Consider the following 14200-nt stretch of genomic DNA (forward strand, 5'->3'; position numbering starts at 1 on the left):
TATTACTTTATTTAATTGGTATGTTTAATGCATTTTCTAATGTTGCTTTGCTTGCAATAATATTTAGCATCGATTGTATATAATTATTTTGTTGAGTATACAATTGATTTTGTGCTTGCAACAAATCAAAACTTGTAGTAATTCCTTCGTTAAATTTTATTTGCTGTTTCTTTTCAATTCTTTCAGATAAATTAAGATTTCTTTTTGCTGTTTGATACGTATCAATACTTAATTGATAATCACTTTTAGCATTCTCAGCCTGTAATTTTAGCTTTAATTTTATTTCTTCTAAACGAATATCTGCCGTTTCTAAAGCTATCTTAGCCTGTTTGGTTTTAGACCTTCTTTTAAAACTACTAAAAATCGGAACATTTAAACTTACTCCAAAAACTGAAGTAGGAATCCAACTCTGTGAAGCCTTAAAAAATGTAAACGAATCTGAGTTTGCTACCTGACTATAGTTAACAAAAGCACTTAAACTTGGTAAAGCTTTACTTTGTTCAAGACGCATTAACAAACGTTTACTTTCTCTATCGTTTTGAGCAATCTTAAAATCTATATGACTTTTTAAATTGAAATCGTGAGAAACTAAACTTAAATCAGTATTAGAAAGCACTAGAGTATCTAAATCATCAGTTAAAATTAGCTTCGTATTTATATCATTACCTAAGGTGATATTCAACATTTTATAAGCAATAATTTTTAATCGATTCGAAGATCTAATATTATTATCAATATTTCCTTTAGTAATTTCAAACTGCTCAACTTGTTCCTCTTCTGCCAAACCATTATCAAAAGCAAGTTTTGTTTCTCTTAAAAGGCCATCGTTTACTTTTTTATTTCTCAATAATATTTCAATGCTCTTTTCTGTAACTAAAACATTACCATAAGCATTAATTACAGCTTCTCTTGTACCTAATTCTGTTTTTTGTTTCGCTTGTTTAGAGATTTGCAAATATGTTTTTGCAGATTGCAAACCTACAAGATATGAACCATCAAAAAGTAATTGTCTTAAAGTTGCTGTACCCGTTATAGATTGTTTTGCTCCAAAATCGACTATTCCATCTTGATTGAAATCAATCCCTGGGAATTGTTGCTTTAAATTATTAATATAATCTACTTTTGCATCTATTTGCGGTAAACCTATTGTAGTTGTTTCCCATTTTTTTTGCTTAGCTGCATCAATATTTTTGTTAGCAACTCTATTATCATAACTATTTTTTAAAGCATAATCAATGGCTTCTTGCATTGATATATTAAGTTCTTCTTGTGCAAACAGAAAGCCCGTACAAAAGAATATAAATACACTATATATGTATTTTCTCATTGTTATTAATTTTGATTTATTATTTTTAATTGTTTTTCTAACTCTTCTAATCCATTACTTGTTGCAATTGCTCTTATATGGTATTCTAAAATTTGATATTCAACTTTCATTAATTCTTGCATTTCACTACCATACATTTCAGTATCGAAAACTCCAAATATTAAAGTGGAATAAAAATTAAATATCAAGTCGATATTTAAACCCTCTCTATAAAAACCTTGCTCAATTCCTTTTTTAATATTATCAACATTACACTCTTTAAACATACACACCTCACGCTCCATTAAGCTTGTGTATGTTTCTGGATAATATTTTTTCAGCTGAAACATTGGTGAAGTCTTTGCGTTTTTAAACATTTCTTTAAAAATTGCTTTTACCGCAAATTCCTCTTCAATTGCATTATAACCACACTCTTTAATCTTAATTATTGTTTCATTAATAGTAGCATGAACCGCTTCTGTACTAGCATCAACCAAAGCTGTTTTATTTGAAAAATACTTATATAACGTTTTCTTAGAAACCCCAAGTTCTTTAGCTATATCATCCATAGTAATACTTTTAAACCCTAGGCTTAAAAACATTTCTCCTGCTTTATTTATAATTTTATCTCTCATAATTCGACCGCAAAGATACTGCAGGAAACTTTAGAAACAAAAAAAGTTTCCTAAGTTTTAATTATTTTTTACACTCACTTGATAATAAAATTATTCTTTATCTTATTTTTACAAAAAAATTAAGATTTGGACATATTACAATATCAGTCAGACTTTTTATCTTACCTAGAATCTAAAAAAATTATACGAGAGCCTAAAAACCTCTACGAACCTATAGATTATATTCTTCAAATAGGTGGCAAAAGAATTAGACCTATATTAACTCTTATTGCTTCAGATATTTTTTCAGGAGATTATAAAAAAGCGATGCCTGCTGCTTTAGCAGTTGAAGTGTTTCATAACTTCACATTAGTACATGATGATATTATGGATGATGCTCCTTTAAGAAGAGGTCATAAAACTGTTCATGAAAAGTGGGATATTAATAGAGGTATTTTGTCTGGTGATGCAATGCTTATACTTGCCTACCAGCATTTTGAAAACTACAACCCGGTTGTTTTTCAAAAACTAGCACAATTATTTAGCAAAACTGCTCTTGAGGTTTGTGACGGACAACAATTAGATGTTGATTTTGAAACAAGAAATGATGTTACTATCGAAGAATACATTAAAATGATTACCTTAAAAACATCTGTTTTAGTTGCTGCTGCTTTAAAAATGGGAGCCATTGTAGCCGAGGTTAACGATGACCAAGCGCAACATTTATATAATTACGGATTAAATTTAGGTATTGCTTTTCAACTACAAGATGATTATTTAGATACCTACGGAAATCCAGATACTTTTGGGAAACAAGTTGGTGGTGACATCATAGAAAATAAGAAAACCTTTCTTTACTTAAAGGCTTTAGAAGTTGCAAATGACGATGACAAAGAGAAATTAAGTATTCTTTACAACGAAAAACAAGAAAATATTTCAACAAAAATAAGCACTGTTTCTGCCATATTTTCTAAAAACAACATTCCTAAATATACACATGAACTTATTGAGTACTACACCAATAAGTCTTTCGAGAGTTTAGCACATCTAAACATTTCCGATCAGGCTAAAGAAGGGCTACGTTTGTTCGGTGAAAATTTAATGAGTAGAAAAGTGTAAAAAAAGTTTTTTTATTTAAAAAAGTTACTATTTTTGCAGTCCTAATTTAACCGGTCTTATAGCTCAGTTGGTTAGAGCACCTGACTCATAATCAGGTGGTCCCAGGTTCGAGTCCTGGTGGGACCACGTTTAAATTCAACCACTTACAGAAATGTAAGTGGTTTTTTTATGCTTTCAAGTTAAACATCTTAGGGCTACTCACCCGTACCTAAACCAAATTAACAACTGATAATCAACAACTAAAACCAACTTTTTACTTCCATCTAGATCTATTGTTTCTGAACAAAAGAAACGCTTAAGATTGATAAAGTAATACAGGTTTTCGAAACAAATACAATTTAAAAAGAGGATTCCTTAGAGCGTTTACTATGTTTTAAAACAAAATTTAATGGCAATTAAATCTTCAACAAATTGTTTAACTTATTGGCCGAATAAGATTGTATCATTATTTACCTAAACAAGAAAACCTTAAAATCTCAGTATTATTAATTTATGACCGCCGAATTTACACAGCAACTAAAGGCTATTATTTAGACGACAACCTCTGCAAGGGTGATAATGGAGACATTGCTTAGGCACAGAGACAAACCGCTCACAGGAGCTGCTATATAGATTCTTTTCTATCAAGGCGTGTGAGTATCCTTGACTTTACAAATGGATTGGCAAATGTTATCAATGATGATTCTAAGTATCATTGGTTTTTAAGTTGAGCATTGCCCAGCTTCTTTAATTAGAGTTAGGCTTTTTTATTTTCTAGAAATACTATCTGCCATAATTAAGGCATTATAAGCGTTTAAAACCTTACCTGATTTAGATAACTGATTAAAAGGAGTTGTTTTGTTTTTATCTTCTTTGGTTGGTGTAGCCACTTCAAAAGTATATTTTAAACCAGAATCCATTAAAATATGTTTTACTTGAGAAGCAGTTAAATTTGGGTAATAAGAATAAATTAAACCAGCAACACCCGAAGTTATTGCAGATGCTAATGAAGTACCACTATCAAATTTATATTTATTATTTGGAAGTGTAGTATATATATCTTCTCCAGGAGCAAATAAATCTACATCTATATTTCCGTAATTAGTATTGGTATAAAGAAATTTCTTATTAAGTCTGTTAGAAACCCCACCTATTAACAAAAAATTATCGGACACTTCTTCGCCGTTATCTATATTATCATTTGTGTAATAATCATTTTTAATGTTTAAGTTATATCTTGAATTCCCTGATGAAGAGACTATTAAAACATTATGTTTTTCTGCATATTTAAAAGCATCATAGACCCATTCAGGATGAAGTGAAAATTCTTTACCAAAACTCATATTTATAACTTTAGCTCCATTATCAACCGCGTATCTTATAGCTAAAGCAATATCCTTATCGTGTTCATCTCCAAAAGGAGAAATACAAACAGGCATTATTTTAATGTTTTTATTTTTTATACTTAAAATAGACCCTGCAACCTCAGTTCCGTGTTCAAATAAATTAATGTTTTTATTTACAAGATTATTTCCGTAATCTATATCTTTAATATCATTTGGGTTATCTCCGGTTATTCCTCTCTCGTTATATTTTATATTTAATAACTTGTTGATTCTTGCATCAGCATTAAGGCTGTAGTTATCTATATATTCCTGAGTAAATCCATATTTAATAAAATTGGATCTAATTAATATTGCTTCTTGTAATTCTTTATTATTTGGATAAATGTTTTTTAAAGTATCTAAATCTTTAATATCATATTCTTCATTTATAAAGAAAACAGAAAGTTCTTTTTTTACATTTAACATACTTTTTTGCAGCATTTTTGCGTACTCTATATCTTCCTTAGCATATCTTAATCTTCTCGTGTGTTTATTTACTGCTCTTAAATATGTTTTGTACAAAACTACATTTTTGGTATCAACATCTACTCCTTTTCTATTTTTAAAAAGATAACTATATTTTTTTAAAACCCTTGTATATTCATAACTAGTAAAACTATTATTTTTCCCTTCTTTATTCCCTAAGAAATTCCAGCCACTAACATCATCAATATACCCATTATAATCATCATCTAATCCATTATTAAGAATTTCCTTTTTATTTTCCCAAACTTTACTTTTGAAATCTTTATGGTAAATATCTATTTCAGAATCTAAAACAGCTATAATTACCTCTGAACCTTCTTTTTTATTATTTAAAACACTATCATAAACTCTTTGTAAACTTATTCCTGGGATTGAATCTGTAATTATATCTTTAAGATACCAATGCTTTTTTTCATTTTGTGAAAGAGATGCTTTTTTTTGAAATAAATTAATATCATTAGAAGACAAGTTTATTTTGGAATTACTTCTTTTGTGATCACATTTTACAAATAAAATGATAATAATAAGTAAAATAAATTTTTTAAACATACTCAGGTATTAAAAGTTTAAAAAGATGAATTAGTAAGTTACTAACTCATATAAATAATTTTCACTGTTCTATTGTTATGTGAATAATAAATTTTATTTTCTAGAAATACTATCAGCCATAATTAAGGCATTATAAGCGTTTAAAACCTTACCTGATTTAGATAACTGATTAAAAGGAGTCGTTTTATTTTTATCTTCTTTTGTAGGTGTAGAAACTTCAAAAGTATATTCCAGACCAGAATCCATTAAAATATGTTTTACTTGAGAAGCGCTTAGGTTTGGGTAGTAGGAATATATTAAACCTGCAACCCCAGAGGTTATTGCAGATGCAGAAGATGTGCCCCCTGAGTTATTTATGTGACTATTATTGGGGTAAGTAGTGTATATTTTATAGCCAGGGGCAAAAAGATCTACATCAATCGCTCCATAATTTGAGGTTTTTCTTTTTATTTTTTTGGTTAAATGATATGAGGTAGCACCGACAAGTACAAAATTATTTGAAATTTCTGGGAGGTTGTCAATATTATCATTCGGAAAATAATTGTTATTAATATCAAGGTTATAAGAAAAATTTCCAGCTGAAGAAACAATAAGCACGTTGTTTTTTTCTGCATATTTTATAGCATTAAAAACCCATTCTTTATGCATAGAAAACTCCTTGCCAATACTCATGTTAATAATTTTAGCTCCATTATCTACAGCGTATCTAATAGCTAAAGCAATATCTTTATCATGTTCATTACCATATGAAGAAACAGCCAAAGGCATTATTTTAAATTCATTTTTAAAGGAAATGTTAGAAATAATACCAGCCATTTTTGTGCCATGATCTAGAAGTTTAACATTATTATTTAAAATATTATTTCCATATTTTAAATCTGTTATATCATCTGGATTATCTCCTTGAATTAACCTGTCATTAAAATCCATACCTAATAATTTATTTATTCTTTCATTAGCAAGATACTTTTGATTTATAACATATTCGTCATCAATGTTATTCTTAATACAATCAATTAATATTAGAAAATAAATTTCTTTAATTTGATTTGATTTAGAATTTTTGATACTATCTAAAGCTTTTATAGTATATGGTTTGTTTTTTAAAAATTTAGATATCTTTTTTTTAGCAGTAAAGTAATATTCATGTAATTTATCATAATTTTCCTTTTGAGCTAAATCATATTTTAACCGTTTTTCGTAGCTCTTTTTTGCATTTAAATACAATTTATAAGACTTAAAATCAAACGAATTAAGATCTTCTTTTCTTTTGTCTTTAAATTTTGGACTTAGTTTTTTTAGTATGCGAGTATATTCAAAATTCACAAAATTACTATTTTCACCTACAGAATTCCCTAAAAAATTCCATCCATTAATATCATCAATATATCCATTAGCATCGTCATCAATACCATTATTTGGTATCTCTTTTTTATTTACCCAAATATTATTAATTAAATCTTTGTGATTAATATCTACTTCGTTATCAATTACAGCAATAATAGTTTGGTGGCTTTTTTTCTTATTTAATATATCATTATATGAGTGATATAAACTTATTCCAGGAATAGAGTCTAATAAGATATCCCTAAAATGCCAGTTTTTTTTATCTTCTTCAGAAAGCGTTATTTTTTTTTGATATTTATCAATATCATTAGGAGATATATTTATTTTGGAATAACTTCTTTTGTGATCACATTTTACAAATAAAAAGATAATAATAAGTGAAATAAATTTTTTAAACATACTCAGGTATTAAAAGTTTAAAAAGATGAATTAGTAAGTTACTAACTCATCTAAATAATTTTCACTGTTCTATTGTTATGTGAATAATAAATTTTAGTTTCTTGAAATACTATCTGCCATAATTAAGGCATTATAAGCGTTTAAAACCTTACCTGATTTAGATAACTGATTAAAAGGAGTTGTTTTATTTTTATCTTCTTTGGTTGGTGTAGAAACTTCAAAAGTATATTCCAAACCAGAATCCATTAAAATATGTTTTACTTGAGAAGCGCTTAGGTTTGGGTAGTAGGAATATATTAAACCTGCAACCCCAGAGGTTATTGCAGCCGCTAAAGATGTACCGCTATCAAATTTATATTTATTATTTGGAAGTGTTGTGTAAATTTTTTCACCAGGAGCAAATAAATCAACATCAATATTTCCATAATTAGAAAAATATGAGAATATTTTTCTATTTAATTTGTATGAACTCGAACCAACTAACATAAAATTATTTGACAGTTCAGTTTTTTTATCATCACTATCATTTGGATAATAATTATTGTTATTTAAATTCAATCCAGAATTGCCAGCCGAAGATATAATTAAAACATCTTTCTCCTCTGCATATTTTATAGCATCAAAAACCCATTCTTTATGCAATGACAACTCCTTTCCAAAACTCATATTAATAACTTTTGCACCATTATCAACAGCATATTTTATTGCTAAAGCTACATCTTTATCATTTTCAGTCCCATTAGATGAAATTGCTAAAGGCATTATTTTAATAAAGTCAGAAACTCCTTTAATTCCTATCTTATTTTCTCGTTTTGCAGCAATTAACCCTGAAATTAATGTTCCGTGATATAATTTATCAATATTCCTATTAACGTATGGATTTCCATATTTTGTAAAAGTTATATCAGATGGCTTTTCATCTATGTTCTTCCTATCAAAATACTCTAAACTATAAATCGTATTTATTTTATTTTCAGCACTCTTTTTATAATTATCAATCCATTCTTCAGTTAAACTATACTTAATAAAATCTGAAATGAAATAAGCATGTTTTGCAAGTTGTTGATCTATTTTTTTATACTTCTTGTAAACACTATCTAATTCTTTTGTTGTGTAATTTTCTTTCGGGAATAAATCCCTCATAGCTTTTCTAGCCTTTGGGTAGCCATAAAAAAGAAAATCTCCATACTCTAAATCAGATTTAGCCATGTTTAACTTTCTATTGTAATCATTTTTTGCTTTTGTGTATAAATCAAATTCTTTTTGCTTTTCAAAAGGAATATCTTCCTTTTGTTTATTTTTAAAATCATCATTGTAAAATTGAAGTATTCTTATCGACTCAATACTTGAATATATGATATTTTGCCCCTTTAGATTTCCTATAAAGTTCCAACCATTAATGTCATCAATATATCCATTTTGGTCATCATCAATTTTATTGTTAGGGATTTCATCATTATTTATCCAAATGGTATTCTGTAATTCTTCATGATTAATATCTATTTCAGTATCAATAATAGCAACAATGACTTCTTTCTCTTTTTTATTAGTTAATAAACTATCATAGGCTCTTTGTAAACTAATTCCAGGGATTGTATCAATTTTAATATCCTTTAAATGCCAGTCTTTTAACTCTAATTCTGACAAAGGCATTATCTTTTCTATATCAGTAGAAGTATTTATATTCAAATAATTGTGATTTTTATTTTTACACCCTAAAAATAAAAAGACAATAATAAAAAGAGAATTTATTTTCATAATTTACAGATAAAATAGGGAGCACTAAAGTTTATAAAAACAAAAGTACCCTCTATTAATAGAATTAATTTAATTTTGTAATTGTGCCTGGTCTTTCTAATATTATAGTGTCAGTTTGAGTCTCATTTCCATTGGTTTCATTTTCAGTTCCGTTACCTCCAAAAATTTTCTCTGGACTAATTAGTTTAGCTACTGTAAATTTTTCTAAATTCAACTTTGTTTTCTTCATTACTAATGTTTTATATTGGACTGTAAATAAACTAATAATTTTAAGACTATTCATTGTGATTTTAGTCTATATTTATGAATTTAGATAAATAGTTAATCTATTTTGTTTAATTCCTTAATAAAATAAGAAGGCTTAATCCCTTTAATTTTATAAAAAGCTTTGGAAAAAGATTCAGAGTTATTAAAACCAACTTCTTCTGATATTGCTTTTATTGTATATTTTCTTATTGTTTTATCTTTTTTAAGTTTTTCAACAATATAATTTATTCTTAAATGATTTATATAATTTGAAAAAGAATTATTTCTATGATGATTAATTATTTTAGACAGATAATTAGTGTTAGTTTTTAAGTCTTTAGCTAAGGAGTTCAAGGTAATGTTGTTAGAGGTGAACTTTTTATTATCTTCAAATAAAACTAATCCATTTAACACATCCTTAATTATGTTATTTGGAATGTTAATTAATTTTTCTTTAGTAGATCTAGATCTAGATGTAGACATAGGTCTTATAATTTCTTCAAACTTTTTTTTATATATTTTCTTTTTTTTATTTTGATAAAAAACTAGAATGAATAAAATAAAAGATGTCAGACAAATAAATATTAAATAATATTTATTTGTACTTGAGTTGGCCTTCAAAGAATTAATAATTTTATTTTTTTCTTGTAATAAAACTGGTGTATCATATTTTTTCACAAGACTTAAACCTACACTATTGTAATTATCATAAATAACTTTATCCAATGTTATTAATTTTTTTACAAATTCTAATTCTTTGTTTAATTCTTTCTTCTCTCTGTAATAATCTATTATATACTCATAACTACTCCTAAGATCAGGATGTAAATCATTAGTTATTTGAAAAACACTATCTACTTTTTTAAAATATTCTATGTAATTCGGTTTTTTTAGTTTGTGATTTGATAGTCCTAAGTAATGATTTCCGTATGCTATATTAGCGAAATCATTTCTTGACTTAATAATAACCAATGCCTTTTTGATACTATCAATTGAGTTTACATATTTTTTTTTATTGTATTCTATTACACCCGTCATCAGTCTAAAATAATTTTCAAAAACAATATTTTTAATATTTTTACTCTTTTTAAAACCAATCTTACTATAGTAATAAGAAGAATCAATTTGATTATTCTTGAGATGAGCATTTGCTATTGCAAATAAAATCTGACAATAATAATTAGGTTGAGAAACATCATGTTTTTTTTCTAAACTATATTTTAAAACCTCTTTAGATAATTTTAGACCAGCTATTTTATCGCCATATCTAGTTTTTAAAAGGCTTAGCTTATGTTTTATATCATACTTTATTGGTAAGTTTTTATCACTATAATTATTTGCAATCAAATAATAATCAAGTGATTTATTAAAGTTTCTTTTCAAATAATAAAAATCTCCTTTATTCAAATAAGCTATTAAGGGGTAAAAACTATTCTCTTTAATGTTTTTTGTGTAATAAATGATGCTATCATTTAAACTTAATATAGTTTCGCCTTTACTTAAAATTGATAAAAAATAGAATCCATCAGCAATTTTTGTTTTATTATTTATTTTTTTTGCCTTTTTAAGATATGCTTTTGCATATTCAAGTGCTTTTATTGTATCTTTATGATAGTCATAATAGGAAGTGGATAACTCATCAAAGTTCTTATTAGAAAGCATCTCAATCTTGCTCTGCCCAAAAGAAAAAAAACTATTCAAAAGAATAATAAAAGTAAATAACTTTAAGAAAATAAGCTTATAGTTTACCATATCGTGCAAATATAGAGTTGTTTTTTCTATGTAAAAAATCGTAAATCATCATTTCATACATTCGTTGCTTAGAAGAAAAGCCTCTGTTAATTGTCATGTGTATTAAACTAGCTAATAAACTTTCAATAGAAATATTTAATTCATTTAACTTTTCTAATTGTAGAATTTCAGTGATAATTTGTTTAGTTTTTACATCTTTTTCAATTGTAGTACTTTCAAGCAGTAGCGATTCAAATTTTCTGTATTTATCACTTAATTCTTTTTTCATTCTTTTGTCTGCTTTAAATTCTTCTTTAAAACTTGTTTGTAAGCTGTCTAAAAAAGAAAGCAAAGCTGTATCATTTAAGCGAAATGATTTTATAATAGTTTCTACTCTTTTAAAAATACCCAAAAAATGAGCTGCTTCATCCGTACTATTCTTTAGTATTAAAATAATTTGCTTACTATCATTGTAAAAAAAAGACTCTGAAGCTTCTATACTATTTATCCCATAACGTTCTAATTCCCTTTGATAAGTATCAATTTGAACATTCCAAAGTTCTTTTGACAAAACATAAGGTTTTAAAGATTCTTTAATTGTAATTATTATTGCTCCTGTTTTTTGTAAATCAGTAATATAAAAACGGATTCTTAAATGTGGCTCTGGGTCAGAATATCTTATAAAAAACCATTTTTCAATCAAGTTATTTTCTAATAATTGATTTGTTAGCGGCGTTATGACATTCAATAACAAGTTATCAGCTGTAGACGCCCCACAATACAATTTATAATACAGCCATTTATCTCCCACAATAAATGTTTTTTGAATAGCTTTAGTGTTCATTCTGCCCCTTTTTTAGTTTTTGATCATTATAAAATGAAACAACAAACTGATTACAATAAGAATTCCCTTGTTCATCTGTAATAAATTCATCTCTTGAAAACAAAAACTCTTCCAATACAAACTGTTTTCTGTTTTTAATAGTATGCAACAACATTTTTAGGGACGTTTCATTTGTTAAACAAATCAACAATTTATTATCACCTTCTACCAATTCAACTAAATTTGGAAGCATTAACTTTTCTTGCCATTTTTTAATTTCTGAAAGTAGCTTCTTTTCTTTAAAGAATGTTTTAAATTCTTTTGCATTGATTTTCCAACATGCTTTTGAGAATATAAGATTTTCAAAAACTACCCTTGGTAAAAAAGAATTATTTTTCAATATAGAGTTCCAACTAAAACCAATACTTGAACGTTTGTTTTGGTATTGTAATTCACATAAAAATTGATAAATAGGTAACGAATTTGCACTATAATTATGTGCGTTTCCTAAACGCGGTAAAATTTCTTTATTCAATTTTTTAGAACGTAAAACGATTTGATTGTTTTTTACAGAAACCAAAATATCTTCAATCGGGATTTGATTTTCAATTGCTACACTTGATTTTCCTAAATACGGAATTTCATACTTTCTAAAAGATGGTCTTTGCAAAATGTTCCCTGTTCTTGCTTCTGGTAAATGCACAATTTCTGCTAAAATTTTATCCGAATTTATTGTTTCTTCTGTAGCAATAATATTTTTAACATATTCTAATAAATCTTTATCCCCGTGAGAAAATCTACCTAATAAATTAACAGCACTTGCCCCACCAACACCTTTTATAAAAATATGCTCTTCTCCTTGATTTTTATAAACTTCTACCATTGAAGAAAAAGTATCTGGTAAATCGTCCCAATTAAGGGATAAATCTTTAAAATCTTGATTTGTTATATTAATTTGAAACTTATTGTTTTTAGTAGCTTCCACTAACTTCTGTTGTAAAATAGTATCCGTATCTGTCCATATAACACGTTCGTATCTTTTTTTAGTATTTGGAGTGAACAAATTAGCCAGCAAATCATTATTATCATCTCTTTTATTACCATAGCCAACACCAGTTTCGGTATCTAACACTAAACTTAGCGGAACTTCAGATTGCTCAAAACGTTTTAAAAATTTTCTTTTAAAGGTCTCTAAATTTCCACTGGCAGATGGTATTGTCATATTATTAAACAATACCAATGCTTTTTTTAGTTGCTTTTGAAGGTCTTTATTTAAAGTATTCTTACTGAAAACACTAAAACTGTCTGTCTGAAATAAATACCTTGCATTTAATTCTGGGACTATATTTTTTGCATCACTAATAACATCTTGGTAATTGGTACTATTATTAATACAAACAGTATCTAACTTAAGTAAATTATGTTGCAATTTTTTTAATTGATTAAAAATTACAAATGCATCAGGTATTTTTTCAATACATTCTAATAAGGAAGTAAAATAATCTTTCCCTGTAACACTAATTTCTAATTCAGAAACTAAAATTTGGTTATCAATTAATTGATGTATGAATTCTTTTGCTTCTTTAAGGGTAATCTCATCATCAATCAATAATATTGCTAATTCATAAATAGTTGTTCCTTTTTTAGCTTGAAATAATATTTTTTCTAAATATTTTGAAAACCCAATTCCCTCTAAAGAATAACTCCTTTTTTTATTTTCTATATTATATTCAACATATCTATAATGATTTCCTATTCTATAAAGACTTGTGTTAGGATAAAAAAGCACCTTTTCTTTAATACTATTATTTTTTAATACTTCCTGAAGTAATTCACTTAAAAAAGTAGTGTCAAAACGAGTTATTCGTTTACTTATGTTAGAACGTTTTAAATTTGTTTCAGAGTTAAACTTACCTACTGTACAAGAAGCAAATAAACCAAACGGGGTACATCGAGTAGAAATACGAGTAAAATATTTTAAAATAGTATATTTTAATTTCTCTATTTTATGCACTTCTTTTAAATCACCCTCCTCCCATTTATTAATTTGAATAATTAATTCTGGAGAGGCTAAAAACAAAGCTTCTTTAAAAGATGTACTTTCTAATATTTTCTTAAAATCAGTTTCATCAAGAATTGTTTTTTTTAATAAATTTTGATGTTGAAAAAAAGAAAATAGCGGTATCCTAATACAGAAATTATCAAATATTTTATAATTGTCTTTAGACTTTATTGACAAAATGAAGGGTTTTAAGAAAGGTAAAGATACATAAAACATTAAAATCGAAAACCGAAACTAACCCCATGTACTTCATGTGATTATCGATAATTATCATTATCGGTATTTATAAATATCGACTCTGTATTTGTGAATTCAGGGTTGCTCTGTTTGCATTCAGCTGTTTTCTTCCGTTGCTTTGCAGCAGAATTTATCGCTAGGGAGAATTCTATGAAAATA

The 14200-nt window shown here is 26.8% G+C and carries 10 protein-coding genes, 1 tRNA gene and 1 pseudogene; 3 read left to right on the forward strand and 9 right to left on the reverse strand.

The window, feature by feature from the left end:
- Nucleotides 1–7: 7 nt before the first annotated feature.
- Nucleotides 8–1327 (reverse strand): TolC family protein, encoded by a 1320-nt coding sequence (locus tag ACQ629_RS06720; RefSeq protein ID WP_483703405.1) that lies wholly within the window; start codon nt 1325–1327, stop codon nt 8–10.
- A 5-nt stretch (nt 1328–1332) separates the two neighbouring features.
- Nucleotides 1333–1941 carry a TetR/AcrR family transcriptional regulator gene (locus tag ACQ629_RS06725; RefSeq protein WP_483703407.1) on the reverse strand — a complete coding sequence of 203 codons (609 nt, stop codon included), beginning with the start codon at nt 1939–1941 and terminating at the stop codon, nt 1333–1335.
- A gap of 126 nt (nt 1942–2067) precedes the next feature.
- On the opposite strand from ACQ629_RS06725, the gene ACQ629_RS06730 reads away from it, so the two are divergent.
- The 3 genes and pseudogenes from ACQ629_RS06730 (at nt 2068) to ACQ629_RS06740 (ending at nt 3749) form a co-directional block, all read left to right on the forward strand.
- The gene (locus ACQ629_RS06730; RefSeq protein WP_483703409.1) at nt 2068–3039 is read left to right on the forward strand and encodes a polyprenyl synthetase family protein; all 972 of its coding nucleotides are present in this window, start codon (nt 2068–2070) and stop codon (nt 3037–3039) included.
- Between the two features lie 52 nt (nt 3040–3091).
- Nucleotides 3092–3165, forward strand: a tRNA-Ile gene (locus tag ACQ629_RS06735).
- Nucleotides 3166–3470: 305 nt separating this feature from the next.
- A pseudogene (locus ACQ629_RS06740) lies at nt 3471–3749 on the forward strand (DUF3871 family protein).
- 36 nt (nt 3750–3785) lie between these two features.
- On the opposite strand, the gene ACQ629_RS06745 reads toward ACQ629_RS06740, so the two are convergent.
- From ACQ629_RS06745 to ACQ629_RS06775, 7 genes are all read right to left on the reverse strand, one after another.
- Entirely contained in the window at nt 3786–5438 is a 1653-nt protein-coding gene (locus ACQ629_RS06745; RefSeq protein WP_483703411.1) for a S8 family serine peptidase, read from the reverse strand.
- 93 nt (nt 5439–5531) lie between these two features.
- Nucleotides 5532–7184 (reverse strand): S8 family serine peptidase, encoded by a 1653-nt coding sequence (locus tag ACQ629_RS06750; protein ID WP_483703413.1) that lies wholly within the window; start codon nt 7182–7184, stop codon nt 5532–5534.
- Nucleotides 7185–7277: 93 nt separating this feature from the next.
- On the reverse strand, nt 7278–8873 hold the full coding sequence (locus ACQ629_RS06755; RefSeq protein ID WP_483703415.1) for a S8 family serine peptidase: 1596 nt from the start codon (nt 8871–8873) through the stop codon (nt 7278–7280).
- 133 nt (nt 8874–9006) lie between these two features.
- The gene (locus ACQ629_RS06760) at nt 9007–9171 is read right to left on the reverse strand and encodes a hypothetical protein (protein WP_483703417.1); all 165 of its coding nucleotides are present in this window, start codon (nt 9169–9171) and stop codon (nt 9007–9009) included.
- 92 nt (nt 9172–9263) lie between these two features.
- A complete protein-coding gene (locus ACQ629_RS06765; RefSeq protein WP_483703419.1) occupies nt 9264–10940 on the reverse strand; it encodes a helix-turn-helix domain-containing protein in 1677 nt (558 codons plus the stop codon).
- Nucleotides 10927–11763 (reverse strand): thiopeptide-type bacteriocin biosynthesis protein, encoded by an 837-nt coding sequence (locus ACQ629_RS06770; RefSeq protein WP_483703421.1) that lies wholly within the window; start codon nt 11761–11763, stop codon nt 10927–10929. The genes ACQ629_RS06765 and ACQ629_RS06770 overlap by 14 nt, the downstream gene beginning before the upstream one ends.
- Nucleotides 11753–13981, reverse strand: a complete 2229-nt coding sequence (locus ACQ629_RS06775) for a lantibiotic dehydratase family protein (RefSeq protein WP_483703423.1) — start codon at nt 13979–13981, stop codon at nt 11753–11755. The genes ACQ629_RS06770 and ACQ629_RS06775 overlap by 11 nt, the downstream gene beginning before the upstream one ends.
- Between the last annotated feature and the right edge of the window lie 219 nt (nt 13982–14200).

It is taken from the genome of Tenacibaculum sp. SM2510, from assembly GCF_057002845.1.